Source organism: Pseudomonas sp. 14P_8.1_Bac3, from assembly GCF_025466085.1.
GTDB lineage: Bacteria > Pseudomonadota > Gammaproteobacteria > Pseudomonadales > Pseudomonadaceae > Aquipseudomonas.
In genome coordinates this window covers 240,970-267,093 of record NZ_JANLOD010000048.1, presented here as the reverse complement: position 1 = coordinate 267,093, position 26,124 = coordinate 240,970, and the positions used below count along the sequence as shown (strand labels likewise).

Here is a 26,124-nt window from a genome sequence, read left to right as displayed (position 1 = left end):
TCCAGACGGTGCCCGCCGCCGAAGAAGCCTCGAAGAACGTATTGCTAATCTGCAGGCGGAGAATGCCGACTTGATAAAGCAGCGAGACCAGCTCTATGAAGCACTGTCGGCAATTGCGCACAACTGCCTGCTGAAAGGATTGGATGTCGAAAACATACTGACTCCATTGCGAAAGCGGTAAGTGGCAAAAAGGTTGCCAAAGCCGCCAACTGACGCAGCGGGCAGGCAAGATTGCCTAACCGCTAGCGCGTCGAAGATGCAGTTAACCTTTCGAGCGTGTTGGTCTCATGCTCGCCGAGATGCCGGTGTAGCCGAAAAAATGATACGAGGATTTTGCAAATCGGATGTGCTGGACCCCAAGGCCTCAGTGTAGATATGCCCTCCCTCCAGACTATACACGTAGGCCGCCTCCTCACTGAGGTCATCCACCATTTCGCGCACCTCTAACAGCCTCTCCATCTTCCACCCATCACTTCGGTTGAGATAAGCCGGTGAAACCAACTGGATATCCAACAGCCAGATGTCTGATCCTTGTTCATTAAGTAACTGCTCAAGCGCTGAAATGCTGGGAAGCATAACCATGCAAGTCAATGCTTCACTTCTTTGTTGTCGACCTACTCTGACGTAAAACCAGGGGCAATGAGTGGTCTGCTCAACGTACTGCCAGTACTGGGTAGACTCATCACCCAAGTACGCGTCGAGGAAAATCTCTGCTGGTTTGTGAGTGATGAACATAGCGCCATTCCAAAAGTGAACACTATAGATTGTAGCCCTATAGAGCTCAAAAAGGCTTCATCGTTCCTTTTGCGAGGTCGGCAATATGGAACTGAAACAGGCATTTGGCGCGGCCCTGAAAAAGCTGCGATCGGAGAGGAAGCTTTCCCAGGAAGATTTCTCTGACGTCAGTAGTCGTACCTATCTCAGCACCCTAGAGCGCGGTCTGAAGAGCCCTACGATCGAGAAGGTAGATGATCTGGCAACTGTAATGGGCGTTCATCCGCTGACCATACTCGTAGGCTGTTATCTGATTCAGGACAATCCGATCACCCTCGACGAACTGTTTTCCCTTATTCGAACGGAACTGCCAAGCGAGATGCAATGAACATCTTATGGATCAAGTTTCATAAGCAAAGGGGATCAACGGAAGACTGTGGATTGTAAGGCTTGTGCTAGCATCCAATTTGATCCGAAGATCGAGGTCAGCAACGATGGAGCACCCAGTTCAGCCGGAAAATAGCCTCTCTGAGATTTTGGAAGGCAAGCAGAAACGCCGTGATGCGTTAATGCTTGCTGTTAGCCTTGCGTCGCCGTCTGCGTTAGAAGCGCCTGCTCAGCGTTTGAAAGAAGCCATGAAAAAACCTGCTGCATCGCGCCGTCGACGCATTCCCCCACCAGAGTTCGCCCGATAGGCGATGGGATCGAGGCACGCATATGGTCGCTTGTCCCAACCCCAGATGGGGTTACAGTCGTTGAAAGCCAATGGCCAAGTAGAGGCCCTGTTACGGTGGCCCGAGTAAGGAACAGATTCTTGGGCCGGCCGCTGAAGAGAACCTCAGAAACTCCACTTAGCTGAATTTTCTCATCTGGATAAACCCCAACGCGCCCTTGGCAAATGGCAGTAGCTCCGCAGCATTGATCTCCACTCTGGTATAGCCCCCAGAGGTGTCATGGTGAAATGCCGCAGCGAACTCGTTAAAGCTGACCAACTCAGCATGAAGAGGATGCAACAGTGCCAGGGGATTTGGGGCGACCGCCCCTTTGACCTGGCCCAGCATGTCGCCCACCGTCTGCCCTTCAGCGAACTTTTTTGGAAAACATCGATGCAGGTGCCCCTCAACCAGTAAACGCAAGGCTTTGGCCACTTCGAGCAAGCTGACGGTAGTATCTCCATCGATGAATCGCTCAACGAGTTGGTAATGCTTGTAGTATTCCGAGGAGCAATAGTCATCTAGATCGAAATCATCCAGTCGACTGTAATCATCCGCATCCCGATGAAGGGAAAGCTCTCCTATCTTTCCAAGCTTTTTACGCGCTACACGCCGTTTGACCTCACGTAGAAAGTGCGCATCGTGGCCCAAAGCGATGACCTGTGAGCATTGGTTGACCATCTGTAGCACTGCTTCAACCGTGTTATGACGGCGATGCTTATCCAAGCTGGTAAAAACGTCGTCAAGTACTACCGTAGCACCGGATCGATTGGCGTCGGCGAACAGTCGGGCAAGGAAGAAAGCAAACGCCAACGTCCTTTTGTCCCCTTCGCTCAAAGCCGAATGGAACGACAAGTCCCCTCCTACGCCGGGGCCAACGATGACAGTGGCGCCTCTCACCTTCAGCGCATATTCAGAGCGCAAGCCCCCACCTCTATAGGTGGGGGCCAATGCCTGGATCTCGAAAGGGGCCGCGAATTTACGAAGCCAATTGTTAATGGATAATTGAAAATCCTTCAGCGTTTGCTCCATCAACCTGTCTAGCTCAGTACGAGAAGTATCTCTTGCGGCCTCTGCGGATTTCAGCTTCGTCTTTGCAGTGGCCAGCTCTGCAACAAGAGCTACAACCGGAGTATCAAACCTTGTCCTGCCGAGCATGAGCGAGGATCGAGATGCCTCAAGTCCCGAAATATCGGGTTTAGCCATCTTCGCCTTATATTCAGCAATCTCATCATTGAGCTTGACTATTTGCTGGTTGAAGTCAGTTGCAATCTGGGCAAGTTCATTCAAACGCTCTACCACTTTCAGGAACGGCGCGGAATCGAGTGCAGTTAGCGGATCGCCTTCCTTTTGACTGACAATTGCAAGCAAGTCTGCCTCAACCTCGCCGAGCACTTGCCAAGCAGCCACATTGTCGAGAACAGGAATATCGGCGATTCCTAGGCTTTCGGCCCACACGCTTCGAAGGCCCTGATTATATTCGTTGGCAGCACTCCACCCTCCAAGCTTCTTATCACCCAACCTCTGCAGCACAGTCTGACGAAGCGCGGCAATGCGGCGCTGGTATTCGGAGTAGGAGCCGTCGAAGTACAATTTGTAAGCCTTGAGCAAACTCAGCTCATTCGTTTCCTGGCCGCAAAACGGACATTCATCTTCTGGAAGGTGCTGGAGCCCCTCGGCAACCCACCGCTCGGTTGCTGGCCCCTTGTGTTTGGTAAAATGGGCTTTTGCTGTTTGTTCTGCGTTGACTGAAATACTCTCGAAGGAGCCTTCCAGAAGGCTGGGCAGACCTTCGAAATTAAACGCTGGTATATCCACCATCTTGAATGCTGGACGGCTCATTATCTGTTGGGATGCCCGAGCTTCGTTCAGTTGCCTGTCGGTCTCAACAATCTGGGCGTCGACATCTTTAATTGGCTTGAGCTTGGTAAATTGGCTGACCGAGAAATTACCTCTGTACCCCTGCAATGCCCCCTCGGCGGCGGCGACTTTCGCAGTACAGTCCCGCACTGTCGCGGACTCGGTGTCGAATTTCGTCCGTTGGGCTACAGCCGCGTCGCCAAGGGCCAGATTGAGTAGCGCCTCCCGTTGCTCAGGAAGAACACCAGCAGTTGCGTATACATTGCGATCTACGAAAGCCTGGTTGAACACGTGAAGGTTCGGTTGCTGCCCCTTCCAGGAGGCACCATCGAATTCAGTGCTGAAGGGAGGTGATCCGCCCCAGGGACGGAATCGGAAATGGACTTTCTGTGAGGTCAGTGCGCCAATTGTTTTGCGGTCGATCAGATCCTGAGCGTCGAAGGTAGAACACGCCAGCAGGATCGATGACAGTGTCGACTTTCCACGGGCGTTATCGGCGTAAATAAGGCTGACTTTTTCCAAATCTATGGGCTTAGTGATCCCTTTTTTGATAACACCGACGTTATCGATACAGACGATTTTCTCGAGCATGCGAATCCGATTCCCCTATGACTGTCCCTATTTTCAGCGTCCAAGATGGCTATAGCATCATTGGCTGGCAGGCCGCTTAGCTACTCCATCGATCGGACCATTTGCCGGACTGACCTGCCCGCACCTGATTGACGAATGCCATAAAATCACGGTTATCCAACTCTCGTTGGTATAGCGTCTGTAGCTCTATCGATAGAGCGCTCGACAGTTTCAGCACCTCATCAGCCCAAAGCTTATTGATTTCCTTACTGAACACTGCGTCCAAGTCTACACGCAGCGAGGTGATATCAATCTGGTCTAGTTTTCATCCAAAGACATGGCATCGCGCTCATGACGGTGGAGGTTGCCCTCCTCGTCTTCATCCCACTCAACGTCGCTGTCCGAGAAGCGATTATTCAGTAATTCTTCATTTACGTTACCGTCATTGTCGATCGCGCCAAACATGTAGTGTTGCGAATAATCCGGTGACTGGATAATGGAATGAATTATGTTATTTCGTTGTTTTTGCACGTACTCGTCCAATGACTCTAGGTCATGGCTGCGTGCGACTTTCCGAATACCTTCAATGAGGCACTCGTCGCTGCCGTCGGGTAGCACTAAGGGCTGCTCATCGTCCAGTTTACGTTGCAAGGCGACTTTGCCAGGAAAATCCTCTCCCAGCCTTGAGATGATGCGTTTTAGTTCCGCGAGCGGATTTGCCTGTTTGAACCAGGAAAAATCTGTTTCAGGCAGCAGCAGTTCCTTCAATTCGTCCAAGCGTAGCTTAGGGGCCCGCTCCTGCACGATAGCAGCCACTAGTTTGCAAGTCTCAGCGGCAGACGTCTCATTGAACTCGACCGCCATGAGTGAAGGTTTTTGCTGGAGAAATGCTTCCAGTAGGCTGCCCGTCGTGATGTTTTCAATGATCCGTGCAAGTTTTGCGTTGTGCACAAACCGCTTGATAAGCTCTTGCGCCAGTGTTCGGTCTTGATGCTCCGAGGTAATTCGGACGCAAAGTTGATGATCAGCGAGCACCTTGCACAACAAGGTATTGACCCACGCCAAATCCGTGTCTTCAACCTTAAGGATGACCTCGTGGAAACGGTTGAAGTATTTTTTCGACGAGTTTGCGCCCTCGAAATACGGCTCGGCACCGTTGGAAAGGTTTTGCGACCCCAGATAGGCGATGCCATCGTGGCTCAATAATTTGATGTGGCACGCAGCATGGAGATAGAGGTCTGACGTCGGCAGTTGGCGAGCGATTGCCATGACCGTCTCGGTCATTACCCCTGCTTGCGTGTCATCCAGCTCAGCTACCCCAGCCAGACCGAGCAGGATCTTGGCAGGTGAGCCTGCGGCGCGCTTTAGATATTCTTGGTCTACATACCGGAACAGTGATTGCAAACCAGTCGCTGCGCCGTAAGTGATGATCTTTAGATCAGTGAGGGACGAGCGCTGCTTTCTATGTTCATAAGCCCCCTCGCCATAATGCCGGTGGTTTAACGTAGTGTTGAAGCTGGCCAATTCGTCCATAAAAAGCTCGAGATCCAATGATGCGTTACTGTCTCCTGCCTCACCGCTTAGAGCAACCCCCGGCGCAGCCTATGTGCTGCGAATGACGGTGCCAGCGCAGCCTTCGGCACCGGCTCCGCAGAGTAACGCTGTGATGTGGCAAACGTACCGCACAGGCTGGGCGACAGGCACGCCTCCCAGAACTCGTAACAGTTTCGACCTGGTACCGGGTGATCCTCAATATCAGCGGTAGCTATCACGCCCTTCAGCGCCGCCGTTCATAGCATTCGAAGTTTGAGGCGTCGCACCCAACTGGAGAACTACCAGCCCGGGCGGTATTTCACCACGCCCTGAGCGCGTCGACACAAAGTCAGCTGGACAATAGCTGTCTGGATCGCACGACGCTCAAGGGACGAGTTCCTCGCCGTCGTATCTCCAAACATTCAACAACTGGGAACAGAACTGGGAGTGTTGGCGCTGATCGCGGGCGACTTACCCAAGGTTCATAGTCATCTCGCCACAATGCAAAAAAGCATCGCACTGCATGACTTGCCGATCTGGCGCCAACTCACCCGATGCTTCGAAAGCATTCTTCTGATTCGCCAGGATGAACCAGAGGGGGGGTTGCGCCGGCTGAGTGAAACAATGAGCGAAATGGACCAGCAAGGCGCCAGTCCGTTTTATAACCTGCTGCGTTGCGAAGGTGTGCAAGGGATGGCGATGCTGGGCTTGAACCAGCAGGCCCTGGAGACGATCGATGAAACCATACGTATTGCCTCGTCACGTGATGAACGATGGTTTCTACCGGAACTGCTGAGAGTCAAGGGACAACTGCTGCTCAAAGACGCTACACCGTCATCACGCAACTATGTGAATGAACTGCTGAATCAAGCGTTGATACAGGCCGACAACCAGGGCGCCGGGTTTTGGCGTGCCCGTATTGCTTTCGATCTGGCACAGTCATTAGCGGTGACACGCGCGTAGGTCTGCCTGTCTGCCTCTAGAGGCTATCCCCCGTCAAAAATTGCCCATCCTTGCTGGCGAGAAACAGCACATAGCCCGGCATGCCGACGACCCCGGCTAGCGAAGCAAAGTTGATCACCCCGCTGGCCTTGATGTTCTCTCGGTGGAAAATTGTTGGCATTGCGAAGCCCTCGCAGCTATTCATCCTTATCACACTCTCGTAAGTCATCCTTATCACGCTCCCGTAAGAGCCAGCAGACGATGCCGAGCACCAAGGTGGCAAATCCTAGTGCGGCAATGGTGAGCGCAGGCGTAGCGGCAGAATCGAGAATAACGAACTTCCGGCTGAGCGCCAGCAAGGCGATCAACAGCACTGTGCGAACCTGAACGATGCTGTTGCGTCGTAGGGCCGGGCGCACAATCGAATGCTTGAACTCCAGGGCTATCAGCACGGTGAAGATTGAGCCAAAGAGGGCCTGGAAAACATCGTGATCTAGAGGGTCAATCGCACCACCGATCACCAACGGCACAACCCTGCGACAGAGCTGCAGTAGCGCCATCAAAATCACAGACGCGATGATGAGACTGAGCGCTATAACAACCAATTGTTCGAAACGTTCGTAAGCATTCATCAGCGCCCACTGAAGTCTGAAATTTTTCAGCGTCGAGTTGCGCTCACGCCTTTCAGAATCAGGCTTTGACACGATAACCCTCCACACTTGCGTCTTCAGTCCGCCGGGCTCGTCCAGGCATTTGAGGATCCAGTACACCACTGCACGTCGTGATCAACAGGCCTGCTCCCAGGTTACGTGAGTGTGCTGGGGCTAAGTCCCGGTCTCCGCAGTAGGTGCCAGATCATCTGGCTGGTCTGGCGGACTACTCTTTCCGGAGGTCTTTGGCGCATCCACCTCCACTTTATTGAAGACCACTTCCCTACGTTCCGTGTCGTAACCCAACTCAACACTGTCGCCGGCTTGCAGCTTGCCAGCGAGCATTTCCTTCGCAAGCCGCGTTTCGACGGCCTGGCGAATCTGACGTTTCAACTCGCGCGCGCCAAACTCAGGCTGATAACCAACATCCGCCAGATGATCGATGAGTGAGCCATCAATTTTCACTGTGATGTTCTGTGCAGCTGCGGTTCGAATGACCCGATCAAGTTGAATGCTCACAATCGATCGGATGTTGTCACGGGTAAGGGCATGGAACACGATGATGTCATCAATACGGTTCAGGAATTCGGGACGAAAATGCCCTTTCAGGACGCCCATTAATTCATCACGTAACGCTTTATCCGTAAGGCGTTCATCTTCGGGGCGCTCAAGATTCTCCATGATAATGGGAGAGCCCAAGTTGCTGGTGGCAATGATGATCGTATTGCTGAAGTCCACGACACGTCCCTTACCGTCCGTTAGACGCCCATCGTCGAATACCTGCAGCAATACGTTGCTCACATCGGGATGCGCTTTCTCGATCTCGTCGAGCAGAATCACACTGTAGGGCTTGCGGCGGACACGCTCTGTCAACTGACCGCCTTCGTCGTATCCCACATAACCGGGTGGCGCCCCGATCAAACGAGCAACCGCATGCCGCTCCATATACTCCGACATATCAATACGAATGATCGATTGCTCGTCACCAAACACCGTTTCCGCCAACGCTTTGGCAAGTTCAGTTTTGCCAACGCCCGTAGGGCCTAGAAAGAGAAACGTAGCAATAGGTCTGTTCGCCTGGCCAAGGCCGGCTCGAGACAAACGAACGGCATCGCTGACCGCGAGAACAGCGTCTTCCTGCCCAACCAGCCGCTCACGCAACGTGTCTTCCATGTTCAACAGCTTTTGACGCTCTTCCTGCGTAAGCTCGGTCACAGGAATACCGGTGAGACGGGACAGCACCTCGGCAATTGACTCCAGGGTCACTTCAAGGGTTTCGGAACCTGTCTTGCGCTGCCAGGCTTCTGTTTCCTCTCCCAGTTGCGCTTGTTTTTGACCAATGCGTTCTTCGAAGCCTTTGGATTCATCAAAACGTTTACGGGAAGATGCATAGTCCTGTTCACGTTTAAGTTGCGTGATTTCGGCTTCCAACTCCTGGATGCCAGCCGGCCTTGAGGAGGAACTGATTCGAACACGGGCCGCGGCCTGATCGATCAGGTCAATGGCTTTATCCGGCAGGTAGCGCGAGGTGATGTAACGATCCGACAGCTCTGCTGCCGCCACAAATGCTTCATCGGCGAATGTGACCTGGTGATGAGCCTCAAGCTTATCGCGCAGCCCACGCAGGATAATGATGGTCTGTTCGACGGTGGGCTCGGATATCAGCACAGGCTGAAAACGTCGTTCAAGCGCTGCGTCTTTTTCGATGTGCTTTTGATACTCATTGAGTGTCGTTGCACCGATCAAACTAAGCTCCCCGCGCGCCAATGCGGGCTTCAAGACGTTGGCGATATCCAGGCCACCCTCCTCACCACCCTGCCCCGCGCCAACGATCGTGTGCAACTCGTCAATGAACAGAATAAGCTCCGAGCTTTTTGCGGCGACTTCATCAAGCAGTTGCTTGGCTCGCTCCTCGAATTCACCACGATATTTAGAGCCCGCAACCATTGAGTTCAGATTGATTTCAACAAGCCGTCTGCCACGCAGAATCTCAGGGACATCGCCCTTTACTATTCGTTGTGCAAGCCCTTCAACGATGGCTGTTTTACCGACGCCAGGTTCGCCGATAAGAACCGGATTGTTCTTTCTGCGCCGCGCCAGCACCTCGATGGTATTTTCGATTTCCTGCGCGCGCCCCAGTACGGGATCCAGTTTGCCCTCACGAGCCAGTGACGTCAGGTCGCGACCGAACTTGTCGAGTGTCGGAGTTCCCGTCGGGGTGTCGACTCGCCCATCCTCAGCCCCCTTACCCACCACCTTTACCACCTTCTGCCGCAAGGCTTCAGGCGTTACGCCGTATTTTTTGAGCAATGTCCCGGCGATACTTTCTGGTACGGAGGCAAGCCCTATCAACAAATGCTCTGGGCCAACGTACGAATGTCCTAAATCACGAGATGCCTGGAACGCAAAATTGAAAACTTTCTTTAACCGTGGCGAAATGCTCATCTGGTCCACCGGGGCCTGGGCCTCCGCTGTGCCCCTCTGAGCATGTTGATCGATGTAGCCTTTGATCTCGTCCGGAGAAAGCTTCAGCTCCTTAAGCAACGCCGTACCCACATCGGTATCCGCAAGCACATACAACAAATGCTCAGTATCGAGCTCGCTACGGTTGAGCTCATGGGCTTTTTCACCCGCGCGTTGCAGGATTTCCAGCGTCTGGGAACTGAATGCATCGGTTGCATCGACAGATTCTCGAGGCACTTGCGCAGAGAGCCTGAAGTCATCGCCCGCTTGATCCTTTGCTCCGCCCATGCTGTCGAAAAAGCGGGACACACCCCCGCCCAGTAGAGAGTCGAATGGATTCAACATGCTTTGATGGCGTAAGAGTTGACGGTAATCGTGGTCGCAAATGGACATTGTCCTGGCTTGGCCATTTTGCGATACGGTCACTCGCGCTACAGCGGGTCTCGCATTACATATTTCACAGAGAGTAGCCATGATGAGTTGTCTCCAAAGATGGATAACACGGACTCATTCAGATGGATCTACGTCCCCGTAAATGATGCTCAAGCAACAGGGGCATGAGATCCGCAATACGCTGAGATTTCTCAGGAAGACGATTACGTTGGAGGGAATGGCAGTCTCGGCAGACGACGCCATCCAATAACGATAGTCGGATCTCATCAAAACACGCTATGGGCGACCCAGGATACCGACGAACGACGTCTGATAAATTCGTGCTCAAAAATACCGCCAGTCGTAAACCACCAACTCATCAGCAAAGGAGGCTATGGAATCACCAGCGTGATCGAGCAACGATTCGATGTCGGAATTCGCAGGGGCGAATCGATCAGCAAGGACATGATTGCGGTTCGCACCAAAACCATCGGATAAAAAAAACCGCCGAAAATGACAGCAAAAGAACGAGCGCGCGAGGTCTTGCCTGCACTGGAGGAAACGGAGAACGCGTTCAGCGATTACGGCAAGCGCCAACAACGACTATAGTCAATGGTGCGTCAGAGCGAATCCAGCCTTTCCGCTACCAACCTGGCCTCAATCCAATACCGCGAAGGCACGGCGGATCTCCTCGTGCTTCTTGATGCGGATCGTGAACGTCTCGCAACCGAAGACACTCAGGCTCAGACCTCGAACGAGGTGTATCGAGGCATCGTCGCCATTTACAAATCACTTGGCGGTGGATGGAGTTATCCCCCCGGGCAAGTCGTATCCCGCTGAGCAGACCCCAACCGCCCATCTATAAGGGCTCAAGCCATGCACACTTCAGAATTGGATGATGCGAAAGAAACGAATGGCGACCTGGTTCAGGGGCCGCTGCCGGCCGGCACTGTCGCGCCCGACTTCACTCTGTACGCAACCCCTGATCAGCAGTTGTCCCTACGCGAGCTAAAGGGAAATCCCGTGATACTGGCGTTTTATCCCGCAGACTGGACTTCGGTTTGTGGCGACCAACTGACCTTGTACAACCAGTTGCTACCCACATTCAGAGAATACGGTGCGACGCTACTGGGTATCTCGGTCGACAGCGCTTGGTGTCATCAGGCCTTTTCCAAAGATCGGAATTTTCACTTCAGCCTGCTCGCCGATTTCGAGCCCAAAGGGGCTGTGGCGCGACAGTATGGAGCGTACGACTCCCACCTGGGAGTTTGTAAGCGGGCGTTGTTCGTGATTGACAAGGAGGGAGTGATCGCCTGGAGCTACATCTCACCAATGGCAATCAATCCGGGGGCGGACGGCATTCTGGATGCGCTGGATGCTCTGGCGAATTCATCACAAAGCACGCCAACCTAAAATTAACAGGTGATCCCATGGCCACTCTCAAAGTCCCGGTAAGTGCCAGCGACCATCGCCAGGGAAGTGCGCATGCCAAGGTCACACTGGTGGAATTTGGCGACTATGAATGTCCCTACTGCGGTTTAGCGTATTGGGTCGTCAAAAAGCTACAGCAGCATTTTCGCGATGATCTGCAGTTTGTGTTCCGTAACTTTCCACTGACCACTGCTCACCCGCATGCGATGGCTGCAGCTGTCACCGCTGAGTTTGCCGGGAGTCGAGGATTCTTCTGGGAGGCTCACGACGAATTGTATGAAAATCAGGATCGATTGGGCCTGCCGCTGTTTCGGGCCATCGCTCTAAAACATGGCCTCTCCGACGAAGAACTCTATCTTGCCATGCAAGACGGTACCTACGTACCCAAAATAAAATCCGATTTTAATGGCGGCGTACGCAGCGGCGTGAATGGCACCCCAGCGTTTTACATTGACGGGCTTCGCTATGACGGGGCTCCAGAGTTCACCGAGATGAGTCAGATGATTGAGCTTTCGTTAGTGAGTTGACGAAATCGCTAGATAGTGAAATCGCTTGGCATCACCCACACCGTAGCCGAGGGCGAACGTGCCCCATTGCGCAGCGCACCAGGTGTGCATTCGATAATATTTCAATACGGGAGATTGAAGAATCCACGGTGCTGCCAGCGATAAGCATCGCTCATAAAGCAGCGGCACGAAAATATCAGCCCAGCGAACCGAGGACATAAAAAATTGGCGATGTTAATTTTTGACAGCTCGGAAGATTCCATAGTCGAGGCCCGTGTCCTGGTCGAGGCGCTGAATGAATGGTTGGCGGAACAGCAGCCCAGTTGCCCGCTAAGGTCCGCCCGTGCGCAATGTTGCTATCGGCCCGATGGCACGCTGGATTCTGTATTGACCGTACTAACAGACGTGGTGGTGGACTAGGTCAGGTGTTGCACTCAGTTTTTGCGACCGCCCCCAAAGGTTGACGCCTATACCCGTCCACCCGTTCGCTTATCCGTTAGTTTCCTTCTACATTAAAGAGGTGCACACGGAGCCAGCAGCGAATGAAATCTTTGAAGTATTATGAAAAAAATCGACACGCCACATGGTTAGAGTTGTTTTTTGACCTGATTTTTGTTGTTGCAATTGGCGAGGTTACGCATACTCTCGGACATCTTCATCACGGCCATGTTGAACAGGAGCAATTATGGACATTTTTACTACTTTTTGTTCCATTATGGTGGATCTGGTCCAGCCACACGATTTACTCAAATAGGTTTGATACAGACAGTAACCTTCACCGCTTGGCAACTTTATTTTTAATGTTGCTGCTCATTGTGCTGTCTGCACGGATTGGGGGAGAATTGGAAGTAAACTATGCGCTTGTTATTGCCTGCTATTTTGGTATACGTGCCATCATCAGTATTATGTACATTTCGTCCATAAATAAATTCGATCATCGTAGTGAATTCTCCTCCAGGCTTGGCTTCGCCCTGTTAGTTAGCGCAGTTGTTAGTCTTTCATCCATTCTTTTTGACCCGCCTATGCGTTACCTTGTCGCTTACATAGGGATTTTTCTTGATATTCTGCTCCCTTTATTTTCTTGGGGTAAGCTAAAGCCATTACCCGCACATACAGAACACTTGGTTGAACGACTAGGTTTACTCACCCTCATCTTATTGGGCGAGTCGGTAATTAGCCTTTCTGGAGGGTTATCTGACATTCAATGGGATCATTATAATGTGATGGCGGCAATCACCGGATTTATCATGATTTGCAGTATCTGGTGGATATATTTTGATAGCTTTTACTTGTTGAGCAAAAATGAAAGTAGTATGAGTGGGCACTCCTTAATCTACTCGCACCTTTTTCTATTTATGGGGCTAGCACTTCTCGCAAATTTGATCAGGCATGCGATCCTGAATGACATTGCGATGCGCGATTTCCAGATTACGTCAGTCATCGGCATGGCCTTATTTTTCTTAGGCAAGCAATATGGCTACTTCATAGCGGTACCTAAAATAAGGAAATACATACTACAAAACACCTTGATCGTGTTTTCTCTAGGTGGTTTGGTTATATTCCTACCCCGAGTCGAGTACATATTGGTCGGCCTGACAGCAACCATGATCTGTTATGTTTTACTAAACTTCCGGTATCGTTGAATCTTTAAAGTTGGGCCATATCACGGGTGAATCAGCTATCCGCGCGCATCAATACATTCCTACCAACCAAAGCGGGTGGTCGCCTGGAAAGCACGGGGGTAAACACCGCGCGGCGTGAGGCCCGCGCCAAGCGGCAAAAACCTACTCAAAGAAGGCCAGGGTTCGAACTTCGATACTCTCACGCGGCGGGGCTACCGGCAGCGTATTGGGGTCCTTGAAGGCGGTATGGGGCGTGAAGCGGGCACGGCCGTCGTGACGTGAGTCATACCCCTTGATCAGCAAGACTTCGTCACGGCGCATGTCCGGAAAATAGTACCAGCGCTGTTGCGGATTGTAGGCCAGGTGGTAGATCTCACCGATACGATCCGGATAGACCAAGTCGGTGGCCAGCAGGTCATTGGGGTCGAGCGTCGAGGCGTCCAGCACGGCCAGCGGTGAGCGCTTGACGGGGCCGCTCATCGGGCGCCAGAGGTTAATCTGGGCCACCGACGCCCGTGCGGCGGCCTGATCCTGGCCCAGCACGTCGCGAATACGTTCAGGCCCCGAGCGGTCGGTGTAGTCATTATGCACACGGCTGGCTGGCCCGCGAATATCCCGCCGCTCGGCGTCGCTGCGCCTGGTGTGGTCGAAGATGACGACCCGGCTCGCGCCCGTCAACTCCTTGATCAAGGCCTTGACCTCGTCATAGTAGACGCTTTCCACTGAGGTATCGTCGTAGAGATCGTCGACCACCGTAGCCCGCCGATGGAGTTCAAACCCCTGCTTGTCCAGGGAAAGGCTGTCTGCCAACGGACGACCGTTGTGTATCGTGACCTCACGCTCCTCCTGCTCAGCAAAGTAGTGCGGTTCACTGTTACCGGTCAGAGCCTCGGTATGCACATAGGGCTTCGCATCGTGCTTGACCAGGTAGGTGAGTTTTGTGATGACGCTGGCGGGCATATCAGTTGTGCACTTCAAGTAACACCTCCCGGTCTGCTGAGCGCATCCGGCGTAGTGTCACCGTGGCGGCGCTGTAACTTGCATGTAGACACCTTCAATCTCGATCGTATGCCTTCGAACGGACACTATCAAATGCAGCCCGAGGTGCACGGCACACGACCGATAGTAAAGGACCTCTCTAACCTCGGCCTCGACGACCAGCTTGACCATGACTGGCGTGTCGCACTGCGGGTCTGCGCCGATCATGAGCATCCGATATCCCTAAACTTCCCGCACCGCTATCTAGAGAAGCGGAATGCTATAGGTCACAAAAATACGATTCTGATCTACGTTTCGAGATGCTTCGCTGTTGGACTTGCCGTTACGCCAGCCGAACCCGACGCCTTTGAGCGCTCCGGACTGAAGGACGTAGTCCAGACTAATGTCTCTTTCCCATTCCTTTTGGTTGTTGCCTGACGTAGTTTTAATATTATCGCCGGAGAGGTACATGACCGAGCCTTTCAGGCCAGGGACACCCAGAGCGGCGAAGTCGTAAGCATACTGACCGAAAGCTGTGCGCTCGCCTGCACGGGTGAAAGTTTGGATCAGGCGGTCTGTATACAGATACAGGCTTGCTCCACCGGCGCCCTTGTCTGTTAGGCTACCCTGACTGAGTTGAGTGAAGTTGCTGCCATCTGACACACTTTGGTACCCCGCAGTAATCGCGTGACCACCCAGTGTGTAAATCAACGCGGCACTCCAGGTACGGTTGTCGATCTCTCCACTACCGTTTTTGGTGTAGCCACTCATTCTGTAGCCTGACGTCCCGGAGCTATTTGCCCCTGACGAGTCAGTTTTGAAATAGCGCAGGTCGGTTTTAAGGGACTGATTGTCCGAGAGGGCAAGGGTGTGAATTAATCCCATAAAATGCTGCGTATAGTAGTTGTCGAGGCTGGCGTAGTAGTACTGAGCTGTCAGATCCTTGGTGACATTCCAATCGCCCCCGGCGAAGTCAAACTGATTGCTTTCCCGCGTACCACCGGCAACGGCCAACCCCGTCTGATCGCTCGAACCACGTCCTGTTGCATGTTCGATACGACCTCCAGTCAAGGTCAACCCTTTGAACTCGCTCGAGGTGATTTGACCGCCCTCGAAGGTTTGTGGAAGCACGCGCCCGTCGTTGGCGACCAGAATTGGGAGTTTCGGAATCAAAGTGCCGTAGCGAAGTTCAGTTTTCGACATTTTGACTTTTACGGTCAGCCCCAGCCGGCTCCACTCGTCGACGGCACGGTTGTCACTGTCAGAAGGCATCATGCTGCTACCGACATGCCGTCCTTTGCCACTGTCCAAGGTAACTCCCAGCAACCCCAGGCCATCGACACCAAAGCCAACCATTCCATCGGTATAGCCCGATTTGAAGTCCAGCATGAAACCCTGCGCCCATTCTTCGGTTTTGGAAGGTGCGGCAACGCCATCGCGGTTGTCGTTATTGAAGTAGAAGTTTCTCATTCCCAAGGTGGCTTTGCTGTCACTCAGGAAGTCCGCATGCACCTGGGCACTCAGGGTAATACTAAGAAACACCGAACTTGCAGTTATTGTTTTTCCACTCATTTATATAGCGCTCCATTTGTTATTTTAAAGTAATAGAAGCAACGCAAGATTTTCAGGTGCGCGTTTTTTTATTATTCTTAATATCCTGCTGAAAACGAGAAATCGACGATGCCTCGCCCCTCCTGCATCAAGTTAATATTGTTAATGCAAGTTCCAAAGTCGCTCATCGCACCTGTTTCTGTTATGCAACGCAATAGCGATAGAGCGGATTGTGTGAGAAAGGCGCAGGGAGTGCCTTGCCTGGGGAAATGGAGTTCTGCGTTGCGGTCTGAAAATTTATCTTATCGTCTGAATTTCAGGATTGGGGCCGGACCCAATTGTCGGTCGAGTACCCAAAGGCTCAGCGGGCTGACCTGACGACTGTCCTCTATAGTAACCCGCGGCGCGGCGATCACGACGTCCAAGGCCCAGACTGCGGTGTAATCATCTGCGACAGGTACCGAGACGGACGACGACATGGCGGTTCCCCGCAATGCCGCCTACGCTTGTTGGATGGTCCCCATGCTTTTGCTCAGGCGATGTATCGGGTTGGAACGATCTGATTTATTTTGACCGCCCGCTCAATGCCAATCCGGACCTGCCCGCGCGTATCGCCAGCAACTGGCCCCTCACTCCGGTCGACCCGACCAGCATGTACGGCGCAACGGGCAAAGATTGCACCCACTACCCCACCTGTCGTTCCCAAGCGACCGATGCCGCAGCACCTCTGGAAACAGGGGCGCTGTTCACGTTCTCCCCATTGAGGAAGATGAGTATGTATCGGCCGAGCACGATTCCTTATCAGGAGCATCGAGGGTTCAGCCGAACCTTCACTCCGGGTCATTTGAGCCTGGGATTGTTCTTTCCTTTGGAGGCCTTCGATGGGGACACGCCGAACATGCTCAACCAGGTCGCATTGGCCAAACGAGCAGAGGCGCTGGGCTTCTGCGCGCTCTGGTTTCGCGATGTGCCTCTTCGGGCCCCTAATTTCGGTGATGTCGGCCAAGTCTTCGACCCCTGGGTTTACCTGGGCTATATGGCCGCTCATACGTCGGAGATAGCGCTTGGCACCGCATCCATTGCCATCCCGCTACACCACCCTCTGCACACGGCCAAGGCATCAGCCAGCGTCGATCAGTTGAGCGCAGGTCGCTTGATTCTGGGTGTAGCTTCCGGCGATCGCCCTGTGGAGTTTTCGGCTTTTGGCGTTGATCCCGAAAGGCGCGCAGAAATCTTTCGGGAGCATTACGAGGTGATTCGCAGAGCCCACAGCACCAGCTTTGAGCCCATTCGCTGGAGCGGTGGTGAGATGCAGGGTGCAGACCTCATTCCGAAACCCACAACCCAAGTCATTCCAATGTTCGTGACCGGCAATAGCCGCCAGTCACTGGATTGGATCGCGCGCGAAAGCGTCGGATGGATCAACTATCCACGCCCACCGAACATGCAGCGACTGATCGTGGAAGATTGGCGGCTGGAGGTCATGAAGCAATGTGGTTCCGTCTATAAGCCCTTCACTCAGTCGCTTTACATCGACCTCGATGAGAACCCGTCCACGCCGCCCACTCGCATTCATTTGGGGTTCAAACTTGGACACTACCATCTCCGGTTTTTGCTGGAGTCGCTTGAGGAAATCGGAGTGGACCACGTTATCCTGAATCTCAAATACGGAAAGCGCCCTGCTGCGCAAGTCATTGAGGAGCTGGGGACTCACATCGTTCCGCAATTCGGAGTACAGCCGCGTCCTGAAGCGAATTGATCCGCCGGCCGCCTCCACGCCGGCCGAGGTGGTGCGGTTCAACTGGTTGAATCATCAGGCCGATACCTGCTCAAGGAATATCAGTTGCAACGGCTCTTCGAGCAGGTCATCTGCCGTGGCGGCAAAGCGCTGAAAGTAAGGCATCGAAAAATGCGCATCCAGCGCCGTCTGATCCCTGAAAGCCTCGCGCATGTAGAACGTGTCCTGCTCGTCGCGCAGCTTGAACAACACATAACCGAGATTGCCCGGCTCTGCTCGGGTCGGCTCTACCAGCGCCAGCAGTTCTTGTTTCAATGCCAGTTCTTTGCCTGCCTTGGCCTTGAGCACGGCAATCGATACCAACACGTTACTGGACGAATTCATCGTCAACGCTCCAACATTAAAAAATGGCAAGTGATGCCGCAGACGGTTCAGCGGGCCCGCAAGCGACCCGCCTGAAGTGAAATCAGAAACCTTCGAGAACGATCTTGCCCCGGGCCTTGCCGCTCTCGACGAGCGCATGGGCACGACGCATGTTTGCCGCATTGATCGCACCGAAGTGCTCGCCCACAGTGGTTTGCAGAACACCTTGGTCAATCAGAGCGCTGACCCGATTGAGCAGGTGATGCTGGTTGATCATGTCCGGGGTTTCGTACAGCGAGCGGGTGAACATCAGCTCCCAATGCAACGACAGCGACTTGCGCTTGAGCGGCATCACGTCGAGGCTGTCGGGATCGTCAATCACTCCCAGACGCCCTTGCGGCTTGAGCACGTCGATCAGTTGTGCAAAGTGCTGTTCGGTGTGAGTCAGGCTGGCGACATAGTCGATCTCCGGCACGCCGAGCGCTTGCAACTGTGCGAGCAGTGGCTGGCTATGATCAATCACGTGATGCGCGCCCAACTGCCGCACCCAATCAGCGGTTTCCTGGCGTGAGGCAGTTCCGATGACGGTAAGGCGGGTCAACTGTCGGGCCAGTTGCACCAGCATCGAACCGACGCCCCCAGCCGCTCCGGTGATCAACAGGTACTTGCCCTCCCCCGAACCCTCGACGACACCGAGCCGGTCAAACAACAATTCCCATGCAGTGATCGAAGTCAACGGCAACGCTGCCGCATCGGCGGCACTCAATGACCGAGGCTTGTACCCGACGATCCGCTCATCGACCAGATGGAATTCGCTGTAACTGCCGGTGCGGGCAATCGAGCCGGCATAGAACACTTCATCGCCCGGCTGAAACAGCGTCACTTCAGAGCCGATCTCGCGGACAATGCCTGTGGCATCCCAGCCGAGGATTTTCGGTTCTTTTGTGAAAGTTCCGGCGCGCACCTTGGTATCGACGGGATTCACTGACACCGCGCGAACTTCGACCAGCAGATCCCGTGGACCAGGCGTGGGCACCGGGAGGCTGATGTCGATCAATGCGTGTGGATTGTCGATGGGCAAAGCATGTTCGGTAAAGGTGATGGCTTTCATGGACACTCGCTGTCTGAAGGGTGATGTACTCGTTCGCAGCCATCTTCGACTTCCCAAGTACAAAGAAAAACAAGCAGAATGCGCCAACACTTTCACTGCAGGAGTGAAAATGATCCGCATCGATGATCTTGGTTTATTCATCCGCAGCGCCGCGCTGGGCAGTTTCACCGCAGCGGCGCTGGAGGCTGATCTATTGCCTGGTCAGGTCGCCGCCGCCATCAAACGTCTGGAGCGCGAGCTGGACGTACGCCTGTTCGCCCGCACCACTCGTAGCCTGCGATTGACTGCCGAAGGCGAGCAATATCTGCCCACCGCCCACTCAGTGCTTGAGACCCTGCAGCAAGGCAAGGAAAATTTGCGTGGTAAGAACGCCACGCTGCGGGGCGTCCTGCAGGTGACAGCACCCTCCGATCTGGGGCGCAACATACTGCTGCCGTGGCTGACGCTGTTCCGCCGTCAGCATCCAGAATTGACGTTGCGTTTTTTCCTGTCAGACCAGATGGCCAATCTGTTTCGCGACCCTGTGGACGTGGCGATTCGATATGGCCCGAATGAAGACGCCAACTACGTGGCACTGCCGCTTGCACCGTGGAACCAGCGGGTTCTGGTTGCCTCGCCGGAGTATGTGAAACGCTGCGGTTCTCCCCAAACGCCGGATGACTTGAGCAAGCATCACTGCCTGCTCTATCTGCAAAATGGCCGGGTCTACGACAAGTGGAACCTGGGCGGGCAAACCGTGCAGGTTTCAGGGCCACTGTTCAGCGATGACGCCGATGTCGTGCGACGCTGGTCGTTGGACGGTGACGGTATCGCCTACAAATCCTGGCTGGATGTCAGTGCCGATATCGCCACTGGGCGCCTGCTTGTGCTGCTGCCGGATTTTCCTGGCGAAGCTTCGCCGTTGAGTCTGGTGTGCCCGCATCGCAAGCAGATCAGCCCTGCGGTTTCCCAGCTTTATACGTGGTTAAGTGGTCAGTTTTCTGCGCTGAAGCGCAGTTGAACCGAATGACGACAATTGATGCTTGTTGAGCATCCCTCGCTTCGTGGTTCGGCGGATCAATGCGCTCACCAAGCACAATGTCTGGATCGTTCACCAAGAACGCTCCAAGGTAGGAATGACACCTGAAATGTAGCGCAGGACACCGCCATCGTTTGAAAGGGTGACAAAAAATTCAATAGCTTCTCCCTGTTCGTACCGTAAAGGGCCGGCTAACAGTCCTTTCCTTTATAGCAAGTGCATAGGTATGACCTAAATCTTTGGCCAGTTACTTCGGCCACAAAATTTACCTTAAATACAAGTGTTTTAATAGGCCAGCATAACAACCCATCTGATACTATTTTTTTTCGCTCACCTGAGCCTTTTTCGTCAACCAGCATTCTATAAAGTGCAAGCCCGATGTTCTTTAAAACAACAAACAAGAAGCTAACTTATTTTGGCGCTTGGGCACACTGACGCGCTCAAGAATCCAGACCATCCCAGGATAAACAATAGAACCATGCTTTATCAGAAAGAAATGGGACAAATAACTATTCATTTGATTTGGAGATGGTGACGTGCGAAAGCTTGGCTTGGGTTTCCTGGTAACGGGCGTTGTAGGGCAACTATCAGCATTATTATGGACGTACACATCCATAGGACCACTTTGTGAAAACAATGTCGACAATTCATACATCCAGAAAAACGTGACAAAGCTAAAACAGCTCATCGATGACACCGCTAATGAAGTTGTAACAAACTTCACTACGAAATATTCCGACGGGCTCACGCCCCTTGCGGAAAACGAATCCCCCATACCCGACTCAACGGAGGCTCACGCCGCACAGTTTTTGATCGAAAATCCAGACGAATCGCCAGTTTTTTCGCTGCCTTCACTGCCCACACAAGCACGCAATTGGACAATTATCCTTAGCGGCCTGATTGCTTCTACCGGCCTGTTCCTGGTGCTCTTCGCCCGCAAAAAAACCTCTGATCCGCAATGGCATGTCTTTCGCTCCGTGCCTGGGTCGCTAATCACGCTGGAAAGCCCGTGCTTAACGTGTGGTAGCTATATTCTCCACGCTAAAAAAGAAGCTTCAACCACGCCTTCATCCGGCTTGTGGGTGATCGAAATAGCGTTGAACACACCCAGCCGTCATCGCGCCACAAATGCCATTAAGCAACTGGAGTTACCGGTAGCGCGTAAAGAAAACAACTTTGTCGTCATCGGCCCGTATAGACAAAAACAAGACGCAGCTCGAGTCGTGAAAGAGTTGAGTGAAAGTCATGGCGTTCGAGGATGGATGATGGCAGGAAATTGACATAGTCCGATTTAGCGCTGGGCAGACCTCGTACAACCCGCCACATTTTTCATGCCACAAGAGAATATTCATGATCGCAAAAGAATTCAGAGCCGAACTCGCCCTGAAGAAATTCCTGGACGCCAACTTATGGCTCCAGCTTGAACTCAGCGAGTTGAACTACAGCCTCGCTGAAAGTTGCGGACTGTCGCCCAAAGAATATCGCCAGAAATTCCTGCAAGAAGTATTTGAAACAGAAGCAGACGCTCATGACTGCGATTGTTGGGACTTCATTCTCCAATGGGTAGCTAACACTAATGAAGAGCTTGAGTTGATGCGTGAAGAACGCATGAAAGAGATTTATGAGTTTCTGGACGATTAGTCCACTCTATAACTTTCGTAGCCTATACACGCCTCCAATGCTGTAGATAAACGACTAACTTCACCGACGGGAGTATTGCCCAATACCCCCGCCCTTCTCTCGATTCAAACCGTCGGATAACAATCCACTACACGCCGATACTGGCTGGGTGAAGCTCCGATGTGCTGACGGAAAAACCGTGTGAAATGACCTTGCTCGGAGAACCCGAGGTTCTCCGACAACAGGCCCAATGTTCCACTGCGCTCACGCTCAAGCCAGGCAAAAGCCCGGCGCATGCGCGCGTCGTTAAGCAGCAGGGTCGGCGTCATGCCGGTATCTTTCTTGAACAGCGCAAAAAAGTGCGCCCGCGACAGACCACAAGCCCGTGCGGCGTTGTCGATCGGGTTCGGATCATCGAGGTGCTCAAGCAACCAGGCGGTGCCACGGCGCACGCGTGCGTCCCGGAACTCACCTGAGTTCGGCGCACCCAGTAGCGACAAATGCCGCCAGCTGGAAAAGTCCTCGATCAGCTCGATCAGGAAATCAAACAGCATGAATTCCATGCGCTCTTTCGGAACAATCCCGCAGCCATGCGCTTCGGCGACCAAGATGTCAGCCAAGGTGCGATTACAACTCGACAGCTCGATGCACGACTGGGCAAAAAAGTCCGGCCGACCGCTGAGCGCCAGCGACTGCTGGGCAGTGGCCAGCCAGGCGGGCTCGATGTAGAGCGCCAGGATCAGGGTGGCACCGGCATCCGGCTGCGGATCGTAGAAATGCGGCTCCCAGGCGTTGACCAGCACCGCCGTGCGATCGCTGAGCGGTACCCGCCGACCGTTAACGTTGAAGTAAGTGTCTTCGCCAGACACTTTGACCAGCACATGGCATTCGGAATGGGTGTGGGTGACCAGCGAACGATCCATATTCAGCAAGGCGACCCGTCCAAACCTGCCGTGGAAAACCCGTTGGGCAATGGACATCAGATTTCTCCGCTCGCATGAAGCGATATCGTTATCGACCTCAATGCATATCATCGGGGCGTCTATCTATTTCTCAACACCGGCGATCGCTCTATGGTTCAGCAAACCACTATCGCGCGCGAATGACCGAGCGTCTACCTCGACTTTCGCAGCCCCCACACTCGTCGGAAAAACCGTCTTACAAGGCATGACGCTCTTTCCCGTGATACACGCGCAGGATATCGGCGACCACCGCCAGAGCGATTTCCGCCGGGGCCTTGCTGCCCAGATCGAGGCCGATGGGCATGTGCAGACGGGCAATCTGTTCATCCGTCAGGCCGCCGATGCGTTTGAGCCGCTCGGCGCGTTTGGCCGAGGTTGCCTGAGAGCCCATGGCGCCGATGTAAAACGCCGGGGTGTGAACCGCTTCCATCAGCGCCAGATCATCGATTCGCGGATCGTGAGTCAACGCCACCACCGCCGTCGCCGCGTGGCAACCTCCGGCGGCGATAAACATCGAGGGCAGCACACGCTGCATCTCCACGCCTTCGAGATGTACATGCAGCATCTCTTCCCGGGGGTCGCAGGCGATAACTTCGCATCCGATGGCGGGCAAAACTGGCGCAGAATTCAGCGACCGGCGAGAGCCCGGCCAGAATCAGTCGTAACGCCGGGCCGACGCTGATGCGCACCCTTTCGTCGTCGACTTGCACCCGTTCGCTGCCGTGTCCGGCGTCCGGGTCCAGGCGCAATGCACCGCTGCTCAGCTCGACGTGACGCAGCAGACGACGCTGGCCGAGCAACGCCGCTTGCAGGCTCTCCAAGTGTGCGATCCATTCAAGGCTGGCAGCCCGATGCTCGACCAGCACGATCAGCACACCACCACAGGGCAAGCGTAGACGGTGGCGTTGCTCGACGCTGTCGCCATAACTGACGATCTGCGCCGGTTCGCGTAACTCACCGCGCGCCAGACTTTCGAGAAACTCCTCTTCGACACAGCCACCCGACAGCGAGCCGACGTGTTCGCCTGAGCCATTGGTCACCAGCATCGCACCCGGCGCACGCGGTGCCGAGCCATAGGTGGACAGCACCGTGCACAGCCACTGGGCCTGCCCGGCGCGAGCCCATTGCAGTGCCTGGTCGATCACCTGAACATCGAGATGACGCATGTTTTCTATACCTCAAGCAAAGCGTGGTACTGCATGCCGGGTTACGTTTACGGTAACCTGCGAGCAACCTTGTTCAATCGTTGACTCAACATGTCGCCACCACAATTTCTGCAACTTGGGCCGCTGAGCCTGGAATATCGCCAAATCCCTGCGGCTGCCCCATCGCGACCGACACTGGTGCTGTTGCACGAAGGCCTTGGCAGCGCCGAACAATGGAAAGACTTCCCGCAGCGCCTGGCCCAGGCCAGCGGTTACGGTGTAGTCACTTACAGCCGTCAGGGTTATGGGCAATCGAGCCCGGTAACCCTGCCGCGTCCGCTGAACTACCTGAGCAGCGACGGCCCTCGTGAACTGCGGCAACTGCTCGATGCCTTGCAACTGCCGCAAGTGGTCTTGCTCGGTCACAGTGACGGCGCATCCATCGTCCTCGCCTATGCCGCCGCCAACGATCCGCGCGTGTTGGGCAGCATTGCATTGGCGCCTCACGTGATTGTCGAGACCGAAAGCCTCGATGGCATTCGCCATACCACTGAGGCTTGGCATCAGGGCGAATTGCGCGAACGCCTGGTACGCCACCACGGGACCAATGTCGATGGTGCTTTTCACGGTTGGAGCGACAGTTGGTTGCATCCGGACTTTTCCCTGGTCGATCTCGAAGCGCAGTTGGCTTGTATCGAAAAGCCGCTGCTGGTCATTCAGGGTCGCGAAGACCACTACGCCACGCCCGAGCAACTGGTGGTCATCCAGCGACAGGTGCCTGGACCCTGCCGCTGTGTGTTGCTGGATAACTGTCGGCACTTTCCCCAGACCGAAGCGCCCGAGCAGACCTTGCAGCTGATCTGCGAATTCCTGGAGCACCTCCCCGCCTTTATTTGAAATTGCCTTGGGTTTCTGGAATCACCACACTGCCAATCAGGTAGATCACAGACAGACCGACGGCGAAAAACGCCAGTACCATGGGGATCTGCGCGGGGCTGCTGCTGACCAGAGACACAAAGGTCGGCATGGTTCCGCCGAGGGCGAAACCGATGTTCCAGGACAATCCGGTGCCGCTGGCTCGCAGCTCGGTGGCAAAGCGTTCGTTGAGGAAGATCAGGATAGGCGCGATGATCGCCCCGCCCATGAAGCCTATGCCCATGCAATACAGCGCAGTGCGGGTCAGCGAACCCGGCTCGGCGACCCCATGGAACATCATGGGCAGGCCCACCAGGTTGATCACACCCAGCAGCATGAAGGTCTTCTTGCGACCGATCAGGTCACTCAGGTAACCGAAGGCCAGTGCTCCGACAATGGTTGCCACCGACCCATACATGAGCAGCTGCGAAGTCTGCGTATGAGGCACTTTGGCGACCACGTTGAGCAATGTCGGCAGATAACCGCAGGCCAGGTAATACGTGGCACCGCCGCCGAATGTAATCAGCAGATTGACCAGCATCACGGCGCGGTACTCGCAACCGAACAGACGCTTGAGTGGCGACACGACCACTACCGCCGGCCCCTTGGTTTTGCGGGCCTGTTGCAGTTGCCGCCAGACCGGGCTTTCATCCAGGTAACGGAACATCACCAGACCGAAAAATGTGCTGAGCAGGCCGCAGAAGAACATGAAGCGCCAGCCCCAGACGTCGAATTCGCCCCCCGGAAAGATCTCCGACAATACCAGATAAGTGAATGACGCCAACAGCGCGCCCATGCCGGCACCGGCGCCACCGATCAACCCGGACATCAAGCCGCGATAGCGCGGCGAGATGGATTCGGTGCCGATGGTGTGAGTGGAAGCGACGATGCCGCCAACGAAAATGCCCTGAATCACCCGCAATACCAAAAACAGTATCGGGGCCAACACCCCGACCTGGTGAATGGTCGGCAACACGCCAAACAGTGCCGTGGAAATACCGACGCCGACCATCGATACCATCAGCGCACGCTTGCGACCGTGTTTGTCGGCATACGCTCCAAAGATCGCCGAACCCAGCGGACGTACCAGCAAGGCCACGGCGAACGAGGCATATACCGCGGCCAGCGACAATGTCGGGGTGTCCGAGGGGAAGAACAGGCGCCCGATGATCGGCGCCACATAAAGCAGAATGAACAAGTCAAACAAATCCAGCGCCCAGCCGAATGTCGAGGCAAATGCCGCAAGCAAGGCCTTGCCCGGTGGAATCTGCGGTGTATCGATAGCGGCGCTGGTGGGTGATGCATTTATTGTTGTTGTCGTAGTCATGGTTGCCTCACACAAACGAT

The 26,124-nt window shown here is 54.2% G+C and carries 22 protein-coding genes and 2 pseudogenes; 11 read left to right on the top strand and 13 right to left on the bottom strand.

The window, feature by feature from the left end:
- Positions 1-285: 285 nt before the first annotated feature.
- Positions 286-735 carry a hypothetical protein gene (locus NTD84_RS13975; RefSeq protein ID WP_262166366.1) on the bottom strand — a complete coding sequence of 150 codons (450 nt, stop codon included), beginning with the start codon at positions 733-735 and terminating at the stop codon, positions 286-288.
- A gap of 85 nt (positions 736-820) precedes the next feature.
- On the opposite strand from NTD84_RS13975, the gene NTD84_RS13970 reads away from it, so the two are divergent.
- Positions 821-1,102: a helix-turn-helix domain-containing protein gene (locus tag NTD84_RS13970; RefSeq protein WP_253427979.1), complete on the top strand. Its 282-nt coding sequence runs from the start codon at positions 821-823 to the stop codon at positions 1,100-1,102.
- Positions 1,103-1,565: 463 nt separating this feature from the next.
- Here the strand turns inward: NTD84_RS13970 and NTD84_RS13965 are convergent, their stop codons facing one another.
- Both NTD84_RS13965 and NTD84_RS13960 read right to left on the bottom strand, forming a co-directional pair.
- Entirely contained in the window at positions 1,566-3,878 is a 2,313-nt protein-coding gene (locus tag NTD84_RS13965) for an AAA family ATPase (protein ID WP_262166360.1), read from the bottom strand.
- A gap of 297 nt (positions 3,879-4,175) precedes the next feature.
- Entirely contained in the window at positions 4,176-5,390 is a 1,215-nt protein-coding gene (locus tag NTD84_RS13960; protein ID WP_262166358.1) for a hypothetical protein, read from the bottom strand.
- 447 nt (positions 5,391-5,837) lie between these two features.
- Here NTD84_RS13960 and NTD84_RS13955 point away from each other — a divergent pair, with 447 nt between their 5' ends.
- Positions 5,838-6,353: a hypothetical protein gene (locus NTD84_RS13955; RefSeq protein ID WP_262166355.1), complete on the top strand. Its 516-nt coding sequence runs from the start codon at positions 5,838-5,840 to the stop codon at positions 6,351-6,353.
- A gap of 16 nt (positions 6,354-6,369) precedes the next feature.
- Here NTD84_RS13955 and NTD84_RS13950 read toward each other — a convergent pair whose 3' ends face one another.
- The 3 genes from NTD84_RS13950 to NTD84_RS13940 all read right to left on the bottom strand — a co-directional run bounded on the left by NTD84_RS13950 (position 6,370) and on the right by NTD84_RS13940 (position 9,922).
- Positions 6,370-6,513, bottom strand: a complete 144-nt coding sequence (locus tag NTD84_RS13950) for a hypothetical protein (protein ID WP_262166353.1) — start codon at positions 6,511-6,513, stop codon at positions 6,370-6,372.
- A 16-nt stretch (positions 6,514-6,529) separates the two neighbouring features.
- Positions 6,530-6,964 carry a phosphate-starvation-inducible PsiE family protein gene (locus tag NTD84_RS13945; protein ID WP_210624629.1) on the bottom strand — a complete coding sequence of 145 codons (435 nt, stop codon included), beginning with the start codon at positions 6,962-6,964 and terminating at the stop codon, positions 6,530-6,532.
- A 192-nt stretch (positions 6,965-7,156) separates the two neighbouring features.
- Positions 7,157-9,922: an AAA family ATPase gene (locus NTD84_RS13940; protein WP_410017349.1), complete on the bottom strand. Its 2,766-nt coding sequence runs from the start codon at positions 9,920-9,922 to the stop codon at positions 7,157-7,159.
- Between the two features lie 429 nt (positions 9,923-10,351).
- Between NTD84_RS13940 and NTD84_RS13930 the strand changes: the two are divergent.
- The 4 genes and pseudogenes from NTD84_RS13930 to NTD84_RS13915 all read left to right on the top strand — a co-directional run.
- A pseudogene (locus NTD84_RS13930) lies at positions 10,352-10,657 on the top strand (TolC family protein); the annotation flags it as partial.
- Positions 10,658-10,693: 36 nt separating this feature from the next.
- Positions 10,694-11,230 carry a redoxin domain-containing protein gene (locus NTD84_RS13925; protein WP_017338525.1) on the top strand — a complete coding sequence of 179 codons (537 nt, stop codon included), beginning with the start codon at positions 10,694-10,696 and terminating at the stop codon, positions 11,228-11,230.
- 17 nt (positions 11,231-11,247) lie between these two features.
- The gene (locus tag NTD84_RS13920) at positions 11,248-11,775 is read left to right on the top strand and encodes a DsbA family protein (protein ID WP_150636621.1); all 528 of its coding nucleotides are present in this window, start codon (positions 11,248-11,250) and stop codon (positions 11,773-11,775) included.
- Positions 11,776-12,296: 521 nt separating this feature from the next.
- Positions 12,297-13,397 carry a low temperature requirement protein A gene (locus NTD84_RS13915; protein WP_262166341.1) on the top strand — a complete coding sequence of 367 codons (1,101 nt, stop codon included), beginning with the start codon at positions 12,297-12,299 and terminating at the stop codon, positions 13,395-13,397.
- A 141-nt stretch (positions 13,398-13,538) separates the two neighbouring features.
- Here the strand turns inward: NTD84_RS13915 and NTD84_RS13910 are convergent, their stop codons facing one another.
- Both NTD84_RS13910 and NTD84_RS13905 read right to left on the bottom strand, forming a co-directional pair.
- Complete coding sequence (locus NTD84_RS13910; protein WP_262166339.1) at positions 13,539-14,336, bottom strand: CmcJ/NvfI family oxidoreductase; 798 nt, start codon at positions 14,334-14,336, stop codon at positions 13,539-13,541.
- Positions 14,337-14,618: 282 nt separating this feature from the next.
- The gene (locus NTD84_RS13905; RefSeq protein WP_133839509.1) at positions 14,619-15,926 is read right to left on the bottom strand and encodes an OprD family porin; all 1,308 of its coding nucleotides are present in this window, start codon (positions 15,924-15,926) and stop codon (positions 14,619-14,621) included.
- A gap of 754 nt (positions 15,927-16,680) precedes the next feature.
- On the opposite strand from NTD84_RS13905, the gene NTD84_RS13900 reads away from it, so the two are divergent.
- A complete protein-coding gene (locus tag NTD84_RS13900; protein WP_262166548.1) occupies positions 16,681-17,664 on the top strand; it encodes an LLM class oxidoreductase in 984 nt (327 codons plus the stop codon).
- 54 nt (positions 17,665-17,718) lie between these two features.
- On the opposite strand, the gene NTD84_RS13895 is transcribed toward NTD84_RS13900, so the two are convergent.
- The gene (locus NTD84_RS13895; protein WP_262166333.1) at positions 17,719-18,027 is read right to left on the bottom strand and encodes a putative quinol monooxygenase; all 309 of its coding nucleotides are present in this window, start codon (positions 18,025-18,027) and stop codon (positions 17,719-17,721) included.
- An 82-nt stretch (positions 18,028-18,109) separates the two neighbouring features.
- Positions 18,110-19,117 carry a zinc-binding alcohol dehydrogenase family protein gene (locus NTD84_RS13890; RefSeq protein WP_262166329.1) on the bottom strand — a complete coding sequence of 336 codons (1,008 nt, stop codon included), beginning with the start codon at positions 19,115-19,117 and terminating at the stop codon, positions 18,110-18,112.
- Between the two features lie 109 nt (positions 19,118-19,226).
- Between NTD84_RS13890 and NTD84_RS13885 the strand changes: the two genes are divergently transcribed.
- The 3 genes from NTD84_RS13885 to NTD84_RS13875 all read left to right on the top strand — a co-directional run bounded on the left by NTD84_RS13885 (position 19,227) and on the right by NTD84_RS13875 (position 21,776).
- Positions 19,227-20,117 (top strand): LysR family transcriptional regulator, encoded by an 891-nt coding sequence (locus tag NTD84_RS13885; RefSeq protein ID WP_218534915.1) that lies wholly within the window; start codon positions 19,227-19,229, stop codon positions 20,115-20,117.
- Between the two features lie 554 nt (positions 20,118-20,671).
- A complete protein-coding gene (locus NTD84_RS13880; protein WP_262166326.1) occupies positions 20,672-21,415 on the top strand; it encodes an SPOR domain-containing protein in 744 nt (247 codons plus the stop codon).
- Positions 21,416-21,485: 70 nt separating this feature from the next.
- Positions 21,486-21,776: a DUF6388 family protein gene (locus NTD84_RS13875; RefSeq protein WP_262166323.1), complete on the top strand. Its 291-nt coding sequence runs from the start codon at positions 21,486-21,488 to the stop codon at positions 21,774-21,776.
- A gap of 104 nt (positions 21,777-21,880) precedes the next feature.
- On the opposite strand, the gene NTD84_RS13870 is transcribed toward NTD84_RS13875, so the two are convergent.
- Together NTD84_RS13870 and NTD84_RS13865 are read right to left on the bottom strand one after the other, a co-directional pair.
- Positions 21,881-22,735 (bottom strand): helix-turn-helix transcriptional regulator, encoded by an 855-nt coding sequence (locus tag NTD84_RS13870; RefSeq protein ID WP_262166320.1) that lies wholly within the window; start codon positions 22,733-22,735, stop codon positions 21,881-21,883.
- A 178-nt stretch (positions 22,736-22,913) separates the two neighbouring features.
- Positions 22,914-23,883 (bottom strand): annotated as a pseudogene (locus NTD84_RS13865) (XdhC family protein).
- Positions 23,884-23,973: 90 nt separating this feature from the next.
- Between NTD84_RS13865 and NTD84_RS13860 the strand changes: the two are divergent.
- Entirely contained in the window at positions 23,974-24,759 is a 786-nt protein-coding gene (locus NTD84_RS13860; protein WP_262166317.1) for an alpha/beta fold hydrolase, read from the top strand.
- Here the strand turns inward: NTD84_RS13860 and NTD84_RS13855 are convergent.
- A complete protein-coding gene (locus tag NTD84_RS13855) occupies positions 24,752-26,104 on the bottom strand; it encodes an MFS transporter (RefSeq protein ID WP_262166314.1) in 1,353 nt (450 codons plus the stop codon). The two genes, NTD84_RS13860 and NTD84_RS13855, sit on opposite strands and share 8 nt — an antisense overlap.
- Positions 26,105-26,124: the final 20 nt, after the last annotated feature.